Source organism: Cylindrospermum stagnale PCC 7417 (genome assembly GCF_000317535.1).
GTDB classification, from domain to species: Bacteria; Cyanobacteriota; Cyanobacteriia; order Cyanobacteriales; family Nostocaceae; genus Cylindrospermum; species Cylindrospermum stagnale.
The window spans coordinates 1-20876 of sequence record NC_019758.1 but is presented as its reverse complement, the minus strand read 5'-3'; the positions used below and the strand labels follow the sequence as shown (position 1 = coordinate 20876).

Below are 20876 nucleotides of genomic sequence, written 5' to 3'. Positions count from 1 at the left end.
TAAAACTCAACTATTCTGCTGATTCAGACTCGCTATCAATTGCCCCAATTTTGGCGTCTAGTTGATATTTAGCCAGTTGCACTTGTTTGATACGAGACTCACCCAAGTTATATTTTTCTTGCCAGAATCTACGGCGTTGGTCGGGTTCATTCCTCAAACCTTCCAGTGTTACCCGTTCGTGTTCTAGTTTCTCGGTTGATTGGTCAAGCTTGGTAAGGGCAGTTTCATACTGTACTGTGGCTGTTTGGAACTGGGTTAATTTTGTCTCTGTTCCCACCTTGCTAGTGCCGTAATCAATGGCTGATTGAGTCATTTTCTCAGACTTAACACCTACCTTAAGAGCATCAGTATTTAACTCTAAGTTGGCAGCAACCACCCTGAGAGTTTGGCGTTTTTCTTCCACACTAGAGACAATTTCATCAGCCACAGCTTTTGATGTCCTGGTGAGGTTAGAGCTATCTGTAAACAAGTCAGAAGCTAGATAACCATCTGGGTTAAATGTTGCTAGCTGTAAGCCTCCATAGGCATCATGTGATTTAATTTCTTGTCTGGTGTGACCTGTGCCTAAAATGCCGATTGATTCTGCAATGTCGCCAAGAGAGTTAGCAACTGTACCTACAGCAGTGGTTACAGCTTTGGCAGTTTCGCCAACTGCTTTGGTAGTATCGGCAATCTTCTCAGCAGTCTGCTTTAATTTTGAGGTTTTGGGTACTCTTGGGGTTTTGGGCTGTGTGCGTTTACTGCCTGTTAATTGCCCTCTAGGGTGTGCCATAGTTGCTAATTCCTGTTAGTAAAAAACTTGAAAAGTGCTGAGACTCTAACCTCAGCACTGGTAACAATCGCTATTCAGTTGTTAACTAAAGTCATCCAAAAGCAAAGCTAATCTATCAATTACGGGGTCACTTTCAGGATGGTTAAAAGCAGGTTGAGCAGGTTGCAGTTTGCCTTTAATCGCTCTCTGTGGCAATGCTTCTGCTGTGTAGGCGGGTACATACTCCATACCTTCTAGGAAGCTGTAACCGCGTCTTTTTAAGTCCATCAACAAATGATTTAATGCCTCGGTTGGGTTGCTGCATTCCATCTGAATCATTAGAGCGTTGAAATAAGCTTGATTTTGTTGTTTAACTGTTAAACGTGTCATGGCTATTAACTCCAAGGGTGATTTTGTGTAAGGTCTAATTGCGCTTCTGACCGTGCCTGATTTGCGGCTATTTCTTCTTGGTATTGCACCTCTAAAATGCCTTCATAAACTTCTGATACAGATTGAATGGCATCACCTAAAGTCAAATCATTGCTTGTGGTGAAATACTCGCTATTTTGCAATTTTTGGTACTCTGTCAGGCTGGCAATCATTCTCAAAGTTTCCTCAATACCTCTGAGAACTGTTTTGATTTGTTCTTGTGTCATGATTGTTAAGTAATTAATTCCAGAAATGGGATTTTACAAAGGCTTTGGGAAGCTTTACGGCTTCCCTTTTTTATCGACAGTTGCGACAATCTCCCCGGTGTGTAGGTGGCGTTGTGGGTGTGGTAATTGCGGTAAAGCATTGGGAAGTAAGCAGCACTACTAAAAGTGCTGCTATGGGGTAAAATTTGGGCATTCAATTCTTAGATAGGGATTGATTGGGCGATCGCTTCCTTCCGCCAAGTTGGGCGATCGCTTCTAACCTTGCTGCTGTAACTCTTCAATTAGCAACTGTTCCTTAACAGCATTTTTTACCTGTTGGTAAACCTCATGCTCCTCTAATGCGTCTTGGGTGGCTTTCATTGCTATCTGTTGCTTACGCGCTTCATCTAACGCGCTTTGGTTGTTATTGGTGCGTTGCTTCTCTTCCGAGATGCGAGTTAAAGCCAGTTTTACTCTGTCCTGAACGCTGATATTTTGAGCAGATAAGTTGCCTTGAATTGTGGCTAGTCGAGATTCTAATACTTCAGTTTGGCGTGTTGGTAAGGCTAAAGCGCTGGATATTTTGCCAGTGTTGGAAGTTTTAGCGGTAGGGATAACAGGTTTTTGATTTTCGCTGGCAATCAAGGCAATATAGGCGTTAGCGTTTTTGCAAGCTTTTATCCGCTTCATTTCCTCCAGTGCTTTGGCAGTGTAGATACCATCGACTCTAAAATCTGATTCTGGTAGCCAGTGCCAAGCCTCAATGATTTTGGCAGCATACTTGTAAACCGTGCGCTCGGTACTTTCTAGGATTGCTGCCAAGTCTTTGGCAGTGAACACTGATCGGTCAGTGGGGTGTTCAGTGGTGTTCAGTGAACTGTTCACTGTTTGGTCAGTGTCCGGTTCAGTGGCTAGACAGTCAACATCGATAATGTCTTGATTCATAAAGCTTTTAGGCGTGTTCAGTGTCCGGTTGTTTCCTTCACTGAATACATAGTAACATGACTACTCTATTATGCGAGTAGATTTATATTAGACTAGTAGATGTCAAACACCTTGTTATATAATGTAATCTAATACTTAACTATACGAGTATTAAGTTAGAATTGGCTGGAATATTGTTATGGAACCGCGTATGCATTGCTACTTAAAAAACTTTATGGACAACAAAAATTTAAATATTGCCCAATTAAGTAGAGAGATTGGAGTAACAGAGAATGCCATTAGAGGTTACGCCCAAAATCGTTTTAGCCGTATCGATAACGCTACCGCCATCAAACTGTGCAGCTTCTTTGGCGTCTCTATGGGTGATATGTTCCAAATTCAAACGGCTGAACAACTATAAAAAATTAAGATGACCACAACACCAGGACATAACAACGGACAACCACCTAACCGCCTAGACAGGATAGAAGCCATATTAGAGCGCGTGGTGATTCAGCAAGAAACCAGCGGTGAAAGATTAGCCGAACTTACCTATAAAGTTGATGATTTTATCAGCACTGCGAATACAGTATTAGCCAGAAGTGCAATACTAGACGACATCATAGTAAGACTTGATAGGAATTTTGATGAGATGCAGCGCAAATCTGAGGAGCATCAGCAACGTTTTGAAGAGAATCAACGATCCACTAATGCTGCTTTAGAGCGATTGGAAGCGATTTTGATAAAGCTGATGGATAAATGAGGCGCTCAAAAAAATATCCCGGCATATCTTTTATATACCGGGGTATTTTGCTGTAATGGCTTTTGTTAAACCCTTAGTGGGTAATGATTTCCAAGAAGATTTCTATTATAAGTTTTTATTATGATACAATTAATATTGTAATCTTTTTAGCACTACTCCCCCAAGTTTTTGCTTAAAAAGATTTTCATTTAAACAGCGCGTAACTGGAAGTTACAAAAAAAATCTGCTGAACGCCCAAACTGTAAAAACGAACAGCTTTAAAAACGCGCCAACAGACATTAATACTTGAGTCAATCTTAGCAGCGTTTTTATAGTTTGGGCAAAAAAATCTACCCGCAGGGTTTACAATCCTTTGCCCCAACCTATGACCATTATAGTAAATTCTACCATAATTGGCAATAGCCAAGAGCGAATTTTCTCACAATCTTCTCATAATTCAACAAATTTAACTGACAGTTATGAGAATCATTCGCAAAATTCGGTTTTAACTGACAGTTACGGTTTTTTGGCTTCTAATTCCGGTTCTGGTTCTGTTTCGACCGATGTACACGGTTTAATATGCGGAAACCTATTAGCGCTACAAACCGCTTTAAACTGTATAGATTTTGTGAAATTCCGAGATTTACTGAAATTTAGAGCTATAGGAAGTAAAGCCAAATCATTTACAGTTAAGGCTGTAAAACGGCTTTATAAGCTGATAAAAGGTAATTCTGTACAGAAACCGCTACAGGAAATTAAATCAGCTAAAACCAAAAAAACCGAAACCGAAACCGAATTAAGAGCCAAATACCAAACTTTCCTAGAGAACTATCCAGAAGCCAAGTTAATTTATAAGCATTGGAAAGATTTAGAGCTTAGTGGCATTGATGACGGTATCAAGGCTTTAAATTACATTTCTGTAGAGGGCAATACTACTTACAGCTACATTTTATCTGATGTCGAAAAACGCATTAACACCGGAGGATTGACAGCTTCTACAATGCGTATGTATGGTCATTTATACGCTGGTGGGATGGTTTGTAAAACGGTTGATTTGATTAACAGCCGTGATGAATCAGAATGGTGTCAGGTCAAGCCAAACCAACCAAGACCGGGTAAAAATGGCAAGCCTGTTAAGTATGAAGCCCCAAAAGGGAAAAAAGGAAATTTAACCGAACTTTACGCGCTAAAACTTCCCAGACATATTAAAGAAAAATTCTGTGAAGATCCGTTGGTTTTAGACGGTCAAGATTGGGGATTTTGGCAATATGTGAGAGACAAGGGCTTGACCATAGTAATTACAGAAGGCAGTAAGAAAGCAGCCGCTCTACTTTCACACGGTATACTTGCAATTGCTGTATCTGGTGTATGGCTTTGGGGAGTTAGTGAGAAGGATGGGAATGGTAAAGTAATCAACCGCGAGTTAATACCAGCTTTGCAATACTTTGTAGATGTTCCTAGAGAGTGGGTTGTTTGTTTTGATTCTGATGCAAAACATAAAACAGTTGTAGGCGTTTCCAAGGCTTTAAATAGTCTTGGGTTTGCAATCAAAAAGCAAAAATCAACTGTTTCTGTAATGTCTTGGAATGGTGCTATAGGAAAGGGAATTGATGATGTAATTTTCAATGCTGGCAAGGATTATTTAGATATCATCTACCAAGCTAAAATCCCTTTTATAGAGTGGGGAACTTCAAACTTAAATAAACTTTTGATTGATGCCGATTTGCTTATTAATAAAGAGAAAATAGGCATTTTAGATATTCCGGCTGATAGAAACTTAATCTTTATCAAATCGGATAAAAACACGGGTAAAACATGGGCTATATCAGAGTGGTTGAAACAGTTTTCAGAGGGTGAACAAAAAAGAATTTTAGCTATTGTTCACCGCGTCCAGTTAGGCAGGGCTTTATGTGAAAAATTCAAACTACCCTATGTAGATGATAAAACAGAACAAAGCCAGATTGATAAATTAGTTTATGGTTACGGGCTTTGCATCAACTCTTTACATCCTTTCAGCCAAGCCAGATTTAATCCTGATAGTTGGAAGGGAGCGATTATTGTTTTAGATGAAGTTTGTCAATTAATCTGGCACTTGTTGACCGACCCCAACATGAAACAGCAACGGGTTAGAGTGTTTAACAATTTTAAATTGTTGTTAAATACTGTTATTAAATCAGGAGGTAAAATAATTTGCGCTGACGCTGACTTAAACGATATCGCGGTTAATTTCATTTGCAGTTTGATTGATGGAAACAAGAAAAGATACATCATTGTAAATGAATACAAGTACAAGAATCCTTGGAAGATTTGTAATTTCACAGGCACTACTCCCGGTTCTCTGGTAAAGGTCGCCTTTGACCAATTAAAGCGGGGTAAAAAATTATTATTCTGTCTATCAGGTCAGAAGATTAAAGCCAAGTATGGCTCTCAATATCTGTCTGAGGAAATTAAAAAAAGATTTCCAGAATTAAAGGTTTTGATTGTTGATGGTCAAACTGTAGCTGATCCACAAAGTCCCGCCTACAAATGCACTGAAAGATTAAATGAAGTATTACTTGATTATGATGTAGTTTTGTGTACATCGGTAATCGAAACCGGAGTTAGTATTGATATTGATAGATTTGACGCTGTATTTGGCATTTTTTCCGGTTTACAAACTGCTAACACTGTTAGGCAATTTTTAGCACGGTACAGAAAGCCTGTTCCTAGATTTATTTGGATTAGTAAAAAAGGTTTGAGTAAGGTTGGTAATGGGATGATTTGGGCTAATGGGATTCTCGGAGATGAGAAAACCAGACAAGCCGAATTAAAAGACTACTTACGTCAAAATGGACTACAGGAAGATTTAGAAACAGGTGGTTATTCCTTTGACCCGTTTACAACGGCTTGGGCTAAATTTGGGGCTTTCATCAACTACACCAACCGCAACTACAGAGAAAGCATTTTAAATGGTCTTAGAGAAGAAGGACACATTATTTGTGATAATGTCCTACCTACGCTTGACTACGAACCTATCCAACTACCTAGCGAAAGTGAAGAAAAGGCACTCAGAAAAGAAATTGCAGAAGGTTGTAAGGAGGCTTATAGAGTAGATCGTGTCGAAACAACCAAAGCCGATGATATAGAACCTACACAGATTGAAACCTTGAAAAAACAAAGGGAGATGACCGTCAAGGAACGTCGGGAACTTCGTAAAGCCTCTATTAAGCAATCTTACGGTGTGGAAACAGTTACGGAAGAATTAGTTAAGGCAGATGATAAGGATTTGTACAACCGTCTATACCTTTTTTATCTGTGGTCTAAGGGTCGGGAATTGATGCCCAAATTGGATATTAGAAAATACGAATTGGCTAAAAAGTACGGTGATGGTAGAGCATATTTAGTTGACCTAAAATCATACAGAAATAAAGTAGAAGCCCTTGATACTATTGACTTTGATGCCTTGCTAGAGTTGGATAACTTTGATAAAAACAACGAAACCTTACAAGAATGTTTTAATGTTATCTTAGATAATTTCTGGAAGTTCCAAAAACTATTTTTCCCGTTAACGGGAAAATGGAAAATTGAACAGGAAATCCTAGAGAATCCTATGGAAATGGCTCAAAGGATAGTAGGTTGGGTTGGGTTAGCTTTTGTCAAAGGTAAGCGTGTGGGAAGTGACGGTAATCGTGTCCAGATGTGGCATAAACCAGCGTGTAAGGTAATTGACGCTAACCAAGTTTGTGAATATTGGTACAACCGTGATTTAGAAAGACTACAGAAACACGAAACCGAGAAAGCTAAGGAACGGGAATTGATGGAAGAAATGGGTATTGATTCTGTCTCAGAATTTTATCAAACCGTGCCAAACTATGAACCAAATAGGGAAGAATTGACGGGTAATGAAAGTTATGGTCAAGCTCCTACTTTGGATGTTGACAGCTATGTTAAAGAACTTCAAGCCAAAACCAAGGCAGAAGCCAAGGAACTAACAGAGTTTATACTACCCCAAACCGTTGACGGCTTTACCCTAGATGACAAACATATCAACGTCTTACCCGTTGTAAGACAGTTGGTAGCGGGTAAAGTTGCACAATGTAGGGAAGATATTAAAGCGTTGGCTGATGAGTTCCTAGCAGCCCTTAGAGAATCTATGGATTTGAGAAAGATAGTTGCTATCTGGGATATTGTCTTGATGGATGAAATTAACGGGCAATTGTTGGCAGATTGTTACTAAATTAAACACCCTCTAAGGAATAAACTGTTAGCAACGGTTTAAACCGTGTATAACAAATATTGCAGATTTAAAATGATTTGACATATCTGCAAATATTGCTATACACGGTTATCTAAAAATTATCAGTTATACACCCTCTACACGTCCCCCACAATCCCACAGAATCCCAACCAACCGACCGTCCTAAACCATCGGGACGGTTTTTTGGTGTGAGTTTATACGTCAGCTAGTAGTTATCAACCACGGCTGACGTATAGGTTTTTACGTCAGCCATAAGTATAGAACAAATAAATGGTGGAAAGAAGCTAAAGATATATATTAGGTTTTGGGTGACGTAAAAAATGTTACTGGTTTAATTTAAGTATAAAACGGCATTGGGGGAAATTGGGGCAAAATCCTATCAGCGCGGTTTTAATACGGGTTGTAGAAGTCAAAACTATTAAACGCTGTATTAGTCGTTTAAACAGTTTAAACCTGTCACAGGCTAAAATAGACGACTTAGGGAGTCTTTGCGGGTAAAGCTGTCTAGAAAATTTAAAACGGAATGATTGGGGCGAAATTAGCGCGTATAAGAACGGTGTAGCAGTAAGTTCTATGGTGTATAACATAAGTGTATTATACTTGTGTAGCACGTGATGGCATTGGGTAAAACCAGCGCGTTTAAACGGTGTTAAGCAAAATCAGAATCATGAGACGGTATGTAACATAACTGTATTATGTTTATGTAGTGTAGCAAGGTTAAACCGTGTTTATCGGTTTGGGGCAAAATTGGTGATGGCGTAACCGCCCGCCTACGCCATCGCCCAACAGATTGCCAGATCGCCTCTACCGCCAAAGTTGGGGAAGGATGGAGGGCAAAAAATGCCAATAGCCAAGCCAGAACAGCCAGCAAGCCGCGTTAAACCGATGGCAGTAGCAATACAGGCTAAAATCGCTATCGGTCATTGTGACGCGGGTAATCACCAGTTGGCGGTAGTCAGCAAAGTTGATATTATGTAGTACGATTGAAACTTAATGAAAGTTTAAAAACAGTTTTTCGGCAACTTTTGGGCAACCAGTTAAAGCACGATTTAACCAGTTAGGGGCAGATAAAACCAGTTCAATAATACTTAACCAGTTAGACACAAATAACCAGTAAGCTAGTGATGAACTGGTTGGGTAGAGGTTGAACAGGTTCAATGCGACTATGTAACCAGTTAGATAAACTAGTTAATTACGTTAAGAACTAGTTCATCGGACAGAATTAACTGGATGCCAGAATGCTTATTACATAAGGATTGTGATTATTGCAGACATAACCAGTTCATAGTCGAGGGAACCAGTTAGCAAGAGGGGATGAACCAGTTAGATGACTGTAGTGAACCAGTTCATAATGTAGATATAACCAGATGCCACGATGCTTACACAGCAAGGGTTTCAGTACCGCAGACATAATCCCAGACATAACCAGTTCAATGCACACATAAGTCAATTAACCAGTTCACGCAATCGAACCAGTTAGACCTCAACACATCTAACAGGTACGTCTGTTAATTTAAATTAACAGACGTACCTGTTAGATGTGTTGAGGTCTAACTGGTTCGATTGCGTGAACTGGTTAATTGACTTATGTGTGCATTGAACTGGTTATGTCTGGGATTATGTCTGCGGTACTGAAACCCTTGCTGTGTAAGCATCGTGGCATCTGGTTATATCTACATTATGAACTGGTTCACTACAGTCATCTAACTGGTTCATCCCCTCTTGCTAACTGGTTCCCTCGACTATGAACTGGTTATGTCTGCAATAATCACAATCCTTATGTAATAAGCATTCTGGCATCCAGTTAATTCTGTCCGATGAACTAGTTCTTAACGTAATTAACTAGTTTATCTAACTGGTTACATAGTCGCATTGAACCTGTTCAACCTCTACCCAACCAGTTCATCACTAGCTTACTGGTTATTTGTGTCTAACTGGTTAAGTATTATTGAACTGGTTTTATCTGCCCCTAACTGGTTAAATCGTGCTTTAACTGGTTGCCCAAAAGTTGCCGAAAAACTGTTTTTAAACTTTCATTAAGTTTCAATCGTACTACATAATATCAACTTTGCTGACTACCGCCAACTGGTGATTACCCGCGTCACAATGACCGATAGCGATTTTAGCCTGTATTGCTACTGCCATCGGTTTAACGCGGCTTGCTGGCTGTTCTGGCTTGGCTATTGGCATTTTTTGCCCTCCATCCTTCCCCAACTTTGGCGGTAGAGGCGATCTGGCAATCTGTTGGGCGATGGCGTAGGCGATCGCCACCGTTGACCCGTTTACCGACCGTTAGCCGCGTCTATCTGGCTTAATGGCTGTTTCCCCGTAACTATGCCCTCAGCTTGCCTTTTGGACTTTCTAGCAGCCGCTATTGGCTTACAACTTCCGGCCTGTTATCCGGTCTTGAGCGGCTATTGTAGTTATTTGACTTCAACTATACTACACAAGCTTGACCGTTTCCCCCAGGTTTGTGTTTAATATACTTCTCTGGTTTTGAATTTATTATAAGAAGCCGTCCACCCCATTGGACGCGGTTTAACCCTTGCACAGTAAGCTTTACAGCCGTTGAAAATCTTAAAAAAGTTGCCTCAGTAAGTAGGATTTTGTAAGGTCAATATAAATACTACAAAATTTATTATCTAAGCAATTACCGCAAAATCAAAATAATTCTGCACTGGTTTAAAACTCCTGACTGGGCAGTAGTCAGTAACTATTAGATAATCTTCAGTTGCTCTGACCTGCTTTACTATCGCCAAAAATGCGATCGCCTAGCTGAGAGACAAGCAGGTATAAAACAAAAATGTATACCTGATTCGCTTGAAGATAAGGTGGCACGGGCTAAGGTCAAGATTCAGTCTGTCATTGATAGCGCTAAGTGGAACACTCCAGAGCGTATGGCAGCTAGCCTTAAGCTTGTGTTGGAAGATTTCAAAGTCAATTAGCTTGATACGCCAAATATTGCACTATTAGTCAGCTTGTGATACAAATGAACTATTGATTTTGATAAGTAAAATATGCCAACAGAGAATGACAGATACGTAGTTAATCATCCTGAAGGATGGGCTGTTAAAAAAGCTCATGCAAAAAGGGCTAGCGGAGTTTTTGACACAAAAGCAGAAGCAGAAGCTTATGCTAAAGAAATTGTTGGTAACAATGGTGGTGGTGAAGTTCGGAGTCAAGACACGCATGGAAAGTGGAGTGATTCTGACACAGTAAAACCTGGTAATGATCCGAAGAGTTCTACTGATACAAAACATTAGGTCAACTTATTAAGTTTTCCATCGCCTAGCTGAGAAGAAGGCAGGCATACATTTCTTGTATGCCTGATTCACTTGAAGAAGCAAATTACATATTGAAATAGAGGATGAGCAATATGGTATATGAACGCATGGCTGATAATCAAGATAAAAACTTGCCTAGTAATATGGAGATTGATGTTGTACTAAAAACCATTATTAGTCTCGTAAATCAAACAGGTATGGAAATTGATATAACCCTTTATGTAAAAGGAATTATTTTTAGTGGAGTAGCAATTTCAGCAGAAAAATATTTTGATAGTTTAGCTAAAGAAATTGAGACAGCCAATGGAGAACCAATAGTGACTCAAGCTTTCGCAGAAGGTTTTAGAAAGTTCCGAGATAATATTACTCTATTATACAAAGAAAAAGAAGACAACAAGCCTGACCCAATACATGTACATCTCAGAAATGCCAAATTTATTTCTGGTACAATATTTAACCCTGATGACATTGGCATTTACTGGAGAGGACGGCTTGACCAAGTTGACGGATTTTCATTAGGGAAAATTCAATGAGCCATTTTGTAGCATTTGTATAGCAACTATAAGTTAACAGGACTTACGTAAAACAGAACGAAAGTAGGGTAATTCATGAATTACCGCTACGCAAGCGTTATGCCAATAACGATTGCGATCAGCCATCAGAAGCTATATTAAAACTACGGACTTGAAGTTTGTATCTTAACTACCTACTCTGTTGAATTTTAGGGAGTGAATGATTAAGAAATGAAACCCTTTATACTATGTAAATCCAAACTGGGTCTTCATCTCGTACAGTAGTAGCTATAACAGGCACACATTTACCCCAATCCCACCTAAACATTGCCGTTTCAATAATAAACCTTATAGTTTGACCCATAGACCCACAAAATTGGTCTTGTGCCAATTTCTCTAAATTTTCTTGGGTAGCAGGAACATAATTGAAATGCGTTTTATCTATCTCAGGTTGTTCTAATTGAATAATCCAACCCGCTCCAAATTTTCCTATCAATGGGGAAATTGCATCTCTTACTATTTTTTCATGTTTTATAAAATAGGATCTATTTTTATTTTTTCGTGAATCTGTTGGTGAAGTTGTCCAATAAAACCTTTTTTCTTCAGAAGCTACAACAGGTTCATAAAGAATATCAGTCTTTTGTAACCAAAAGTTTTCATCCTCTAGAAGTTGATTTATAGCCATTTCTTGAACTAATGGAGAACTATAAATCATTTGCTGTACATCTAACAGTATTTTCGCTTTAAGCTGTCCATAGCTCGGATCTAGTTTCTTTCGTCTCTTCGCTTCACCCATATCAGATTTTAGTTTTTAACAGTAATTGAATTGCAACTTAAAACCTCATCGAATATCGTTCAGTCTATTTTAGATAAGCTGCTCTTTACTCAATGCTATACCCTCAGAGGTAGCACAGTTAACTACAAACTGAGCTACTTTCCCGACAGCCGAAACAACCCCCCCTACTAAGTTTTTGGGGGGGTTCTGCTTGTCTAGTGTCCGATAACGGTTCATTCTTATAGTTACCGTCCGTGGACGCGACTGGGACATGATTCTGTACCTTATCGCTGGCAGCAGTAGCATCAAGCTTGGCTAAATCCTTAGCCAACCACTGCTTAAAGATAGCATCGCGTCCATCGTCCATACCAACAACACGGTAAACCCGCCATAAAGGCGGGTGAGTTTGGGGAATCTCCCAAGTCAGGAGCTATTACATAATCTCAAAAGTTTTAAATATCTGATAAGAAAACATTATGCAATGCCATAACGCGGCGTTACACATTTATTCTCATCGCTTCCCCTTCCAGTAATTCTGTGTTGATCAGCCCCAAGATATCCGCTATCTTTTCCGCTCCGTGTCGCTTGTTGTAGTAGGTTTCTACCTTGCTGGCATCTTTGGGGTTCTCCATCCTGTATTTACTGTGATGGCTGATAATTTCCTCTGAGTGAGCTTTTATCCATTCCCCAATTGCTAAACCATTGACACCTGACAGAGTTCTTAAAGCTTGGTTAGTAATGGCTAATCTGTCATTATCTCCAGTGGCTACAGTGTTGTTATACAAGCAAATTGCCTCATAACATCTTCTGATTTTTTCTTCACTCGCACCTTTAGCGCGGTTGGTTTTACCGTCTGCATTATTCCACAGTTCAGCATTGCTGACGGCTTGCCAGTCAATATCCTCTTTAACCTCTACTTTGACGGCTTGCACTGGTTTAACTGTTTGGCTAACTTGTCCAGCTTCTAATGCCTCAATTCTTTGAACTAGTGGCAATAACATTGCTTGAACTTCTAGTAATGACACGGTGCTATTTTGAGTCTCTGATTCTGTAGATAACATTTCTATTTCCTTTTGTTGTAGTTGTAGGTTTTCTGATTGTAATTCTGTGATTTGTGCTTGCATATTGCTATTATCTTGATTTAGTTTGGCGTTCTCAATTTGCAACTCAGTAATTAATTTTCTGGCTTCTACAAGCTCTTTTGCAGTATCTAGACGGTTTAAATAAGACTCTACTAAATGACTAATAACTGATTGTTGATTGGGTAAATTATGCTGTTTTTGAATCTCTCGAATTTCTTCTAAGTTTGATTCTAAAACTGAAATTTTACTCAGCTTATCTTTTGTAGGTGCATCTGGAAAATTGACAGTATTTGTTACTACATAATCAGCGTAACCTAGAGTAGTTACTAAGTGATTCAAGTCTCCATCATTGGGGTTTTCGTTGGTAAAGTGTCCTGCCAACTTTGCGGCGTGTAGCATTTTAGCGCCTATGCTGCCTTCACAATCGCGCTCTGTAGCCAGTGCCAAGTAAGCCGCTCTCAGTGCTTTACAGTTGTCTTGTTCTTCACCGTGTCTAAAGTTGAGGACTGGGTTATTGTTGCCTTTATCGCCAAAATATTGCCTTACTACTCTGTTTAATGAACCATTACGACGGCTATCTATTGAGCGATTTTGAGCCGCGATATCACGGGGAAATTCATTAGCTATATCAGTTAATAAACCTCTTGTAGTTGGTGATTTGCGTAAATGATTCAGCCGTTCAATGATGTAACTAGCTGGGTAAAGGGTGGCGATTTGAAACACTGGTTTATCACCGCGTTTTTTCCCTTGACCTTCAAACATGACTTGATAGCTTTGACCGTCAATAGGTGTAAATTTGGCACGGGCTAAAATTTCATGGGGTCTTCTACCAGTTGCGGCAATCAAACCAACAGCCAATTCATGAGGATCTAAACTTTCTAAAAGCTTGCCAGTAAGCTCTAAATATTCATCTGGGTTAAGCTCTTGGCTATTACCTAAGCGACCGATAACTTTTTCAGACTTGTTACGCTCTTGCCAGTCTGAATCATCCAAGCCACAGAGCAAGAGGACATAGTGCTTTAACTCATGCCCTTTCACGTTACCTTCTCTGTCACGCTTGGGGACTAATTCAGCGTTTTGACCTTGCAACAATGGAATGGATTTAAATATTTTGTGGAAACCTGTACGGCTGAAAACTGTTCCTAGAGAAGCTTTGCTGTAGTTAGTCTCAGTGTTTAGCCATTCATTGAACTCTTCACAGTATGGCCTGATTTCGTCGTAACTGGTTAAATCTTTGACGGCTTCAAATAGTTGGTTTACTTTCTCCTGTACTGCCTTTGACATCTGGTTAAATCTTATTTCACTGAACTGGTTCTATAGTAGTCTAACCAGTTCAATAATGTCAATACCTGTTAAAAGTTTATTTAACCAGTTGTTGCAAAAACACGGCTAACCTTTGGCAGTGGGTGATTAGAGCCATAGATTACCAATGGGGAAAATGGGTAAAAATATGGAAAAGGTTTATGTATAATATTTACACTGGTAACCATTGTATTTTATAATGCTTAAAACCGTTTTAGTCCTAAATACAGCCAATGAGAAGTAAAGTAATTAATTTAGCTGTTGCCAGTGTGGTTTGTTTTAGCAGTCTGTTTGTGTCTAGTAGTGTTTCTGGCGTCGGTAGTAGAGCGATCGCACAAACAGTAACACCAGCGACAGCACAAAATCAATGTAAAAATACAAAGCTGTTGGCACTTTATAAAAAAATTGATGAATTAATAACTAGAATCGGATTAGGGATAACTTACCCAGAATTTCGTGCCGTTTTTATAGATGCCAAGTTAATTGAAAAAGATTTAAAAGAATTGTCAAAAACTGATTTATGTTATGGGTTGCAATATGATTTAACCCTTAGTTTAGAGTACCTTGGAATAGGTAAAATGTACTGGGAAAGAGGGATGGATGGAACAGACTTTTTATCAGTTAACAATATTTTGATTGAGTTTTTATTAAAACAATTGCCCGATATGGAAACTCTTGGTAATGGAAAATATATTGCAACAGATAATGCTGTAAAGGGTTATTTTAATTTAGGTAAATTGGTTTTTGAAAATATAAAAATGTAATATTTCTGCGAACATACTTGAGGTGGATTTTTAAAATTTAGTAAATAGACTGAATCATTGGTGTTGATCTGCACAGTTTTATTGTTTCGATTCATTTTTTAACTGTTCTTCAATAGTCTTTATTTGAGCGTTATAATCGAAACCTTTTTTACTAGCTTTAGCAACTTCTCTTATCTTAGAAATACTAGCCCAAACTTCAAAATCATAAAAAGGATTTAAACCTATAACATTTCCTGAATTTCTATCAGTAACATTTGGTGATTTTACAATGTTTATCAACTTTAAAATAGCTGATTCAATATCCCAGTTAGAAATATATAACAATAACGCGGCAAACGCCAAAACTATATTAGAATTAGTTAAATGCCATCCCTGACTATTTTTTATTGCAAGATTATAGACTATAAAATCTGATAATTTAATAGTATTACGATAAGGTATTTCTAATTCTTTAACATCAAATACAAGACTATCTTGCGTATTTTTAATTATTTTTTGAATTTTATTAAACGTTTTAGGCGGGTCTTCCCAGTAACAATCATTTGCCATTTCTATTAAATTATGATTTTCATTTATAAAGAAAATTTCAGCAGCTAGTCTCCAATCAAAATCAGGTAATTGTGCATGAAGAGGATTAAATTTTAATTTAATATTTGAAATATTTAAGCTTTTTCGCTTAGAACATTTTAAATGATAAAACCATTGTAAAGCATCTATAGAAATATCCATTTTATATTGATATTTTACTTTAGCTTCATAAAAATATTTTCTCATATCACTAATAATCTGTTGAGATATTATTTTTTGTTCTATGCCTTTAGTAACTAACTCTCTAATAATTTTTGTTTCGTTACTTCTATCTTTACCGAAATCTACATCCCTACCTTTTTGACCTTTTTTTTGTTGAGATTTATTATCATCACAAAAATACTCATGTACATCAAATTTAAAGTGTACTTGCTGTAATGTTGGTGCTAATACTATTTTTCCTCCATCTCCCTTGGAACGACATATAGGACAAAGAACATCTTGACAAATTTCATCTTTTTCGAGTTTTGATAGAATCTTATTTTTAGTTTTTATTAGTCCAAAATCATGACCTAGTAAAGATAAAAGTTGTTCAATATCTATTTCTCGTTGAAATCTTTGAGAATAAACTGTGATAGCCATAAACAAGTTGTATTTTTAACAATGATATTCAATTATATGTCTGTACCGTCGCAGTTTGGCGAGATTCAAAACAGCTTGTCAACATACTCTTCTAGGTCACTGTGTTTAACTCGCCAACTCTTACCAATCACTTTGGCTTTTAACTCCCCTGCTGTAATCGCATTCCTGAGAAGTTCTTTAGACAATCCCGTTAGCAGATGTACCTCAGCAATAGTCAGCAGCAGCTTATCGGCGATCGCTAATTTAAACCTAATCATCGGCTGGAATCCCTACATTAGGGGCTTTTAAAGCGATGTCGTTAAAGGCATATTTCCCGACATCCTCCGAAACTGGCGACAACATCGACAGCGCCGCCGCTGCCCCTAACACCTGCTCATCAGTCACTTCCAGGTATCTTTGCAACTGCTCTAAATTCCTATGCCCCGAAATCTCCTGAATTACCCTCAGTGGTATACCAGCATTGCTCATCTGGGTTAAAGCTGTCCTTCTAAAGCTGTGGGTACTCACTCCTATAATTCCTACTTGCTCACAAGCTTGCCTTAATATCCTTGCTGCTGAGTCATGGCTGATATGTCCATTGCTGCGACCGGGGAATAAATAAATCTTTCCCGCTGTTGGGTAATAATCAGCCAGTAACCGCCGTAAGTCTTCAATCACTGGGATTGAGCGTGTGGCTAGTTTGCCTTTAGTGTTTGACTTTCTCAGGACAAACTGTGGTCTAACATTCCCTTTGTTCGTGTAGATGTCTTGAGTGAGTAGGGTTACACATTCTCGGATTCTACAGGCACTAAACAGGCACACGCCAAACAGCATTCTATCCCGGTCATTTTCCAAGCCGTGAGAGAAGATTAACTGTATTTCTTGCTGTGTCAGAACTTTGGCGCGTCCGTGCCGATTGATTTTCATTGCCAACTGTAGACCCCTGTGATCTACAGCCTACAACTTTTAGAGCCTTAATTTATAGAAATTGTTTTGAGTTGTATGGAAAGTTAAGTAACTGCAAGTTATTCAGATTAAGAAATAGATGTAAAGCCGTTTCATAACTTACAGTTATTTTTGTAATTGTTGAGGTTTAGAGAGGTTTTGTAACTGCAAGTTATTCAGATTAAGAAATAGATGTAAAGCCGTTTCATAACTTACAGTTATTTTTGTAATTGTTGAGGTTTAGAGAGGTTTTGTAACTGCAAGTTATTCAGATTAAGAAATAGATGTAAAGCCGTTTTATAACTTACAGTTATTTTTGTAATTGTTGAGGTTTAGAGAGGTTTTGTAACTGCAAGTTATTCAGATTAAGAAATAGATGTAAAGCCGTTTTATAACTTACAGTTATTTTTGTAATTGTTGAGGTTTAAAGAGGTTTTGTAACTGCAAGTTATGACTTAATAATATTTTGAACAGTAAAAAACATCCTTTACCGTTTGAATAAGTGCAAGGATGTTTTTTTTGTTTTGGTTTAAGTTGAGGGAGTTTGAGATATTTATAACTGCAAGTTATAAACTAACAAAATATTTCACTTTTAAAATGAAATATTTTTTTATCGTCTAAATCCTGTGGCGACTATAATACTTTTTGAATCGGCATTACAGGGTTTTATGCTGATTTCGGAATCTTCCAATTCTAAATTACTGTAGCCAGTAGGTAATGTTAATCCAATATTTCCCGATGAAATTAAATCCTTGATTTTGTCTTCCGCTTCTGTTTGGGAATCACAATTTAAAGGAAAATTGAACGAGAAGGTTAAGGTTGTTTTGGTGTTGTAATGCACTGACTTTTACTCTGGATTAGGTGTGTCTGAAATTGAAAATCTGTAATTAGTTTAACAGTAAAAGCACTGTTTAAAACAGTGCGAATCTGAATATTCAAAATGGGATATCGTCGGGGTCATCGCTGGGAATTACTACAGTAGGTTGCGGTTTTTTACGCACTGAAAACCAGGGATAATACAATTTACCTTTGATATTTCTACCTATTAATTCCCTATTAATCCAGATTGTAAAATTAAAGCTAAAAAACTCTTGATAATACAACCTTACTTCCTTCCCCAAACATTCAAAGCTGAAGAAAACCATTTTATTCTTCCCTCTTTAAAGTCATGTATCCTTGCATATCTGAGTATTGCTTATCACCTAAAATCCTCACATCTTCAAATCCAATTGATTCTAAATATTTAAGAGCTTCTGTGATATTTCCATCATAAAAATACTGATAAGCATCTTGCAAATCTGTGTGAGGAACGCACTCATAGAAAGCTACTATTTTATTGAAAAAATAATCAAGTGGAATTTTAGCAGGTGGTGTGAGTGATTCAAAAAAAACTACTAACTTGTCTGACATCTCTATCTCTCCCAATCAAAAATTTTTAAAACTCATAACAATTTACCATTACTCACTCCAGTTAGTTTTGCAATCTTTACACTGATATTTTTGCTTACCTGCTATCTTACCGTTACGCTTGATGTTGGTTGAGCCACACCCAGCACACATAACCCCCCTATCCCCAGCAACAGCAACAGCAATATCCTTGCTCTGTAAAGGTTCTAGGCTTTGGCTGTTGCTGGCATTATTGCTGGCATCGTTGCCAGCAACTAGAGTATTTACTGGGGTTATTTGGTCATAAGTGTAACAGCCAAAGCGCGGCAACTCAACAAAGTAAGGTTTCTTGTTGGGTTCTAAAACCAGCGCAAAACGGTAAGCATTCGGGTTGGTCTTATCTAGTCCTAATTCCTCATTCTTCCCTGTACAAAACTCAGTCAATTTATCAGTAGTTGCCTTTAGTTTGGCTTGTTCCTCACTGGTGAACCGATTAGAGTTAGTAATCGCATCGTAGGCATTAGCGCCAATGTGGACATTAACAGCATTATTCCAATCGCTTCTATCCATCCCTGGATATTCTGAGACGTTGGCATTTTGACCGATGAAGATAGCGCCTAAATTCTGGTGTGATGCCTGTTTAATAATGAAATTGACATTACCACCAATCACTGATTTTTTGCCGTGTGTGTGACTCATTGTTGAGTCGATTTCGTCAAATATCCAGACTTCAAACTGTTCTCTAGACTCTTTACCAGTTGAGCGTAAATCAACCAGTTTAGCCAGTGTGCTAATGCCTTTCTCGCTTTCATTGTGGCTTGTCCCGACTACGGGAATTGTCCAGTAATTCTTTACTGAGTCATGCTGTGGGTTAAATAATTTGGCGGTTCCCGGTCGGGTCTTGAGTATGCAGACAGCTAAATTTTCAGCCGTGGGAGACTTGCCAGATTCACTGCCCCCGGTGATTCTTACCCGTGACCAATCTTTAACCGTTTTCTCAAACTGGCTAGCAGGTGTCCATAAACGGGCAATATCATCAGCGCTGGAGGATTTACGCTTGTGGCGTGTCTGTACCTCTAAAACGACGTGACCACCCCGCTCTGACTGCTCAAACTTTGGGGTGTTCAAGCTGGCTGATACTTCCTTTAGTTTCTCTGGCAAGTCTCCATCATTGAGTAAGTCGGTGCTAATGAACCGGGAACCGTTGCGGGTATGGTGAAACAGCAGTTTATAGCCTGTTTCATTACTAACCCAGTCGATAGCGTCTAGGCAGTAACCCAAGCGCTGATAGTAATCAATGATGGCATTGCCTACACGGGCTTGCTCTGTTAGACCTGGGAAGCGATGGGGTTTACTTAATTCCTCCAGCTTGCGGGTAAGTCGATGTAACTCCAGTTGTAAAGCTTCTATTTGTTCTGATTGACTCATGCCTTCAGAGATGATGCTATTAAAATCCTCCCTATAGGCAGTAGTAACCGTATCAGCAACTTCTGAAAACTCAGCTTTGATTGCTTCAAAATACTGGTGATACTCTTGCTTAACGGCTTGGGTTTTGGCTTGCCAAGTCTGGTTTAATTCCTCAATAGCCGCGCTATGCTCATCAATTGGCATTACATCAATAAGCTGTTGAGCAAGGTGGGTAACTACTGATTTGTAAGCTTTAACTTTTAGCATTGAACCGCGATATAAAATCTCATACTGAACTGCTAGCGCCATAGAGATTAATTCTTGGCTTTCTGATTGGTCACTAACTACCCTAATTTGATTAGTTAACTCAGTTGCTTGTTTCTGGTATTCAACCTCAACTAATGCCCAATCATTGCTTAAATCAGGATACTTTTTAGCCAGCATGGTAGTGAGTGCTGATATCTGGCTTTTGAACTCTACAAAGCTATCTTGCAAAATCTCTACAGCGGTAGATGAATTTATATCCTTTGCTTCACTGAGTTGATTTTTAGCTGTCATCAGTTCACCTTGCAGCTTGCTAATTGTGGCTTTTAGCTGTAAAGCATTCTGAGTAATTTGGTGATTATCGGTGTAACTAATTACTAATTCAGCCTTTATACTGGCTAATTCTTGCACTTTTGCGGATAGCAATTGATGATTGTTTGCTAACTCAGTATCGAGTTTTTGTAACTGAAAGTTATTTTTTTTAGCCTGTTTATCATGCAGCTTTTCAGCTTTATCTACAATGGCATTACCAGCGACTAAAAACCCAATTGAACCTGCTATAACCCAATTACTAACAGCTTTTGCAGGGGTAAACAGTAGTAAAACACCTAATCCAGTGCTGGCAAATGATGCAAGAATTACCCGATTTTTTAATGTTTGAAAGTCTGACATTTACCCTACCTCAAAATATTAGTTAGGGAGTTGTTACACTCCCTA

Annotated in this window: 19 protein-coding genes; 7 read left to right on the top strand and 12 right to left on the bottom strand. The window is 38.5% G+C overall.

Annotation, left to right across the window (positions count from 1 at the left end; all coding sequences use genetic code 11):
- Positions 1–10: 10 nt before the first annotated feature.
- The 4 genes from CYLST_RS32070 to CYLST_RS32055 form a co-directional block, all read right to left on the bottom strand.
- Positions 11–772: a hypothetical protein gene (locus CYLST_RS32070; protein ID WP_015211451.1), complete on the bottom strand. Its 762-nt coding sequence runs from the start codon at positions 770–772 to the stop codon at positions 11–13.
- Positions 773–853: 81 nt separating this feature from the next.
- Positions 854–1141: a hypothetical protein gene (locus CYLST_RS32065; protein ID WP_015211450.1), complete on the bottom strand. Its 288-nt coding sequence runs from the start codon at positions 1139–1141 to the stop codon at positions 854–856.
- 5 nt (positions 1142–1146) lie between these two features.
- On the bottom strand, positions 1147–1407 hold the full coding sequence (locus CYLST_RS32060; RefSeq protein ID WP_015211449.1) for a hypothetical protein: 261 nt from the start codon (positions 1405–1407) through the stop codon (positions 1147–1149).
- Positions 1408–1662: 255 nt separating this feature from the next.
- Complete coding sequence (locus CYLST_RS32055) at positions 1663–2331, bottom strand: hypothetical protein (RefSeq protein ID WP_015211448.1); 669 nt, start codon at positions 2329–2331, stop codon at positions 1663–1665.
- Between the two features lie 214 nt (positions 2332–2545).
- Here CYLST_RS32055 and CYLST_RS32050 point away from each other — a divergent pair, with 214 nt between their 5' ends.
- The 4 genes from CYLST_RS32050 to CYLST_RS35045 all read left to right on the top strand — a co-directional run bounded on the left by CYLST_RS32050 (position 2546) and on the right by CYLST_RS35045 (position 8267).
- Entirely contained in the window at positions 2546–2731 is a 186-nt protein-coding gene (locus CYLST_RS32050) for a helix-turn-helix domain-containing protein (protein WP_245587577.1), read from the top strand.
- A gap of 9 nt (positions 2732–2740) precedes the next feature.
- On the top strand, positions 2741–3073 hold the full coding sequence (locus CYLST_RS32045; protein ID WP_015211446.1) for a hypothetical protein: 333 nt from the start codon (positions 2741–2743) through the stop codon (positions 3071–3073).
- A 364-nt stretch (positions 3074–3437) separates the two neighbouring features.
- On the top strand, positions 3438–7268 hold the full coding sequence (locus tag CYLST_RS32040) for a plasmid replication protein, CyRepA1 family (RefSeq protein WP_015211445.1): 3831 nt from the start codon (positions 3438–3440) through the stop codon (positions 7266–7268).
- A gap of 861 nt (positions 7269–8129) precedes the next feature.
- Positions 8130–8267: a hypothetical protein gene (locus CYLST_RS35045; protein ID WP_157162755.1), complete on the top strand. Its 138-nt coding sequence runs from the start codon at positions 8130–8132 to the stop codon at positions 8265–8267.
- A gap of 1074 nt (positions 8268–9341) precedes the next feature.
- On the opposite strand, the gene CYLST_RS32035 is transcribed toward CYLST_RS35045, so the two are convergent.
- A complete protein-coding gene (locus CYLST_RS32035) occupies positions 9342–9560 on the bottom strand; it encodes a hypothetical protein (RefSeq protein ID WP_041234267.1) in 219 nt (72 codons plus the stop codon).
- A 746-nt stretch (positions 9561–10306) separates the two neighbouring features.
- Here CYLST_RS32035 and CYLST_RS32030 point away from each other — a divergent pair.
- A complete protein-coding gene (locus CYLST_RS32030; protein ID WP_015211444.1) occupies positions 10307–10552 on the top strand; it encodes a DUF2188 domain-containing protein in 246 nt (81 codons plus the stop codon).
- 113 nt (positions 10553–10665) lie between these two features.
- Positions 10666–11106, top strand: coding sequence for a gas vesicle accessory protein GvpU (gene gvpU, locus CYLST_RS32025; RefSeq protein ID WP_015211443.1), 441 nt, complete (start codon positions 10666–10668; stop codon positions 11104–11106).
- A gap of 220 nt (positions 11107–11326) precedes the next feature.
- Here gvpU and CYLST_RS32020 read toward each other — a convergent pair whose 3' ends face one another.
- Together CYLST_RS32020 and CYLST_RS32010 are read right to left on the bottom strand one after the other, a co-directional pair.
- Positions 11327–11881: a hypothetical protein gene (locus tag CYLST_RS32020; RefSeq protein ID WP_015211442.1), complete on the bottom strand. Its 555-nt coding sequence runs from the start codon at positions 11879–11881 to the stop codon at positions 11327–11329.
- Between the two features lie 476 nt (positions 11882–12357).
- Positions 12358–14226, bottom strand: a complete 1869-nt coding sequence (locus CYLST_RS32010; RefSeq protein WP_015211440.1) for a protelomerase family protein — start codon at positions 14224–14226, stop codon at positions 12358–12360.
- Between the two features lie 251 nt (positions 14227–14477).
- On the opposite strand from CYLST_RS32010, the gene CYLST_RS32005 reads away from it, so the two are divergent.
- Complete coding sequence (locus CYLST_RS32005; protein ID WP_015211439.1) at positions 14478–15008, top strand: hypothetical protein; 531 nt, start codon at positions 14478–14480, stop codon at positions 15006–15008.
- A gap of 78 nt (positions 15009–15086) precedes the next feature.
- On the opposite strand, the gene CYLST_RS32000 is transcribed toward CYLST_RS32005, so the two are convergent.
- The 5 genes from CYLST_RS32000 to CYLST_RS31970 all read right to left on the bottom strand — a co-directional run bounded on the left by CYLST_RS32000 (position 15087) and on the right by CYLST_RS31970 (position 20831).
- Positions 15087–16178 carry a hypothetical protein gene (locus CYLST_RS32000; RefSeq protein WP_015211438.1) on the bottom strand — a complete coding sequence of 364 codons (1092 nt, stop codon included), beginning with the start codon at positions 16176–16178 and terminating at the stop codon, positions 15087–15089.
- 65 nt (positions 16179–16243) lie between these two features.
- Positions 16244–16435 carry a helix-turn-helix domain-containing protein gene (locus CYLST_RS31995; RefSeq protein WP_015211437.1) on the bottom strand — a complete coding sequence of 64 codons (192 nt, stop codon included), beginning with the start codon at positions 16433–16435 and terminating at the stop codon, positions 16244–16246.
- Complete coding sequence (locus tag CYLST_RS31990; RefSeq protein ID WP_015211436.1) at positions 16428–17084, bottom strand: tyrosine-type recombinase/integrase; 657 nt, start codon at positions 17082–17084, stop codon at positions 16428–16430. Before CYLST_RS31990 ends, CYLST_RS31995 begins: the two co-directional genes overlap by 8 nt.
- 1164 nt (positions 17085–18248) lie before the next feature.
- Positions 18249–18512 carry a hypothetical protein gene (locus tag CYLST_RS31975; RefSeq protein WP_015211433.1) on the bottom strand — a complete coding sequence of 88 codons (264 nt, stop codon included), beginning with the start codon at positions 18510–18512 and terminating at the stop codon, positions 18249–18251.
- 48 nt (positions 18513–18560) lie between these two features.
- On the bottom strand, positions 18561–20831 hold the full coding sequence (locus CYLST_RS31970; protein WP_015211432.1) for a transposase-like zinc-binding domain-containing protein: 2271 nt from the start codon (positions 20829–20831) through the stop codon (positions 18561–18563).
- Positions 20832–20876: the final 45 nt, after the last annotated feature.

Bases quoted from the DNA above. Each gene is read 5' to 3' on its own strand.
- CYLST_RS31990 (WP_015211436.1), bottom strand. From the start codon at position 17,084: ATGAAAATCAATCGGCACGGACGCGCCAAAGTTCTGACACAGCAAGAA.
- CYLST_RS32050 (WP_245587577.1), top strand. From the start codon at position 2,546: ATGGACAACAAAAATTTAAATATTGCCCAATTAAGTAGAGAGATTGGA.
- CYLST_RS32000 (WP_015211438.1), bottom strand. From the start codon at position 16,178: ATGGCTATCACAGTTTATTCTCAAAGATTTCAACGAGAAATAGATATT.
- CYLST_RS32065 (WP_015211450.1), bottom strand. From the start codon at position 1,141: ATGACACGTTTAACAGTTAAACAACAAAATCAAGCTTATTTCAACGCT.
- CYLST_RS32060 (WP_015211449.1), bottom strand. From the start codon at position 1,407: ATGACACAAGAACAAATCAAAACAGTTCTCAGAGGTATTGAGGAAACT.
- gvpU (WP_015211443.1), top strand. From the start codon at position 10,666: ATGGTATATGAACGCATGGCTGATAATCAAGATAAAAACTTGCCTAGT.
- CYLST_RS32055 (WP_015211448.1), bottom strand. From the start codon at position 2,331: ATGAATCAAGACATTATCGATGTTGACTGTCTAGCCACTGAACCGGAC.
- CYLST_RS32045 (WP_015211446.1), top strand. From the start codon at position 2,741: ATGACCACAACACCAGGACATAACAACGGACAACCACCTAACCGCCTA.
- CYLST_RS31995 (WP_015211437.1), bottom strand. From the start codon at position 16,435: ATGATTAGGTTTAAATTAGCGATCGCCGATAAGCTGCTGCTGACTATT.
- CYLST_RS35045 (WP_157162755.1), top strand. From the start codon at position 8,130: ATGCCAATAGCCAAGCCAGAACAGCCAGCAAGCCGCGTTAAACCGATG.
- CYLST_RS32070 (WP_015211451.1), bottom strand. From the start codon at position 772: ATGGCACACCCTAGAGGGCAATTAACAGGCAGTAAACGCACACAGCCC.
- CYLST_RS31970 (WP_015211432.1), bottom strand. From the start codon at position 20,831: ATGTCAGACTTTCAAACATTAAAAAATCGGGTAATTCTTGCATCATTT.
- CYLST_RS31975 (WP_015211433.1), bottom strand. From the start codon at position 18,512: ATGTCAGACAAGTTAGTAGTTTTTTTTGAATCACTCACACCACCTGCT.
- CYLST_RS32005 (WP_015211439.1), top strand. From the start codon at position 14,478: ATGAGAAGTAAAGTAATTAATTTAGCTGTTGCCAGTGTGGTTTGTTTT.
- CYLST_RS32010 (WP_015211440.1), bottom strand. From the start codon at position 14,226: ATGTCAAAGGCAGTACAGGAGAAAGTAAACCAACTATTTGAAGCCGTC.
- CYLST_RS32040 (WP_015211445.1), top strand. From the start codon at position 3,438: ATGACCATTATAGTAAATTCTACCATAATTGGCAATAGCCAAGAGCGA.
- CYLST_RS32030 (WP_015211444.1), top strand. From the start codon at position 10,307: ATGCCAACAGAGAATGACAGATACGTAGTTAATCATCCTGAAGGATGG.
- CYLST_RS32020 (WP_015211442.1), bottom strand. From the start codon at position 11,881: ATGGGTGAAGCGAAGAGACGAAAGAAACTAGATCCGAGCTATGGACAG.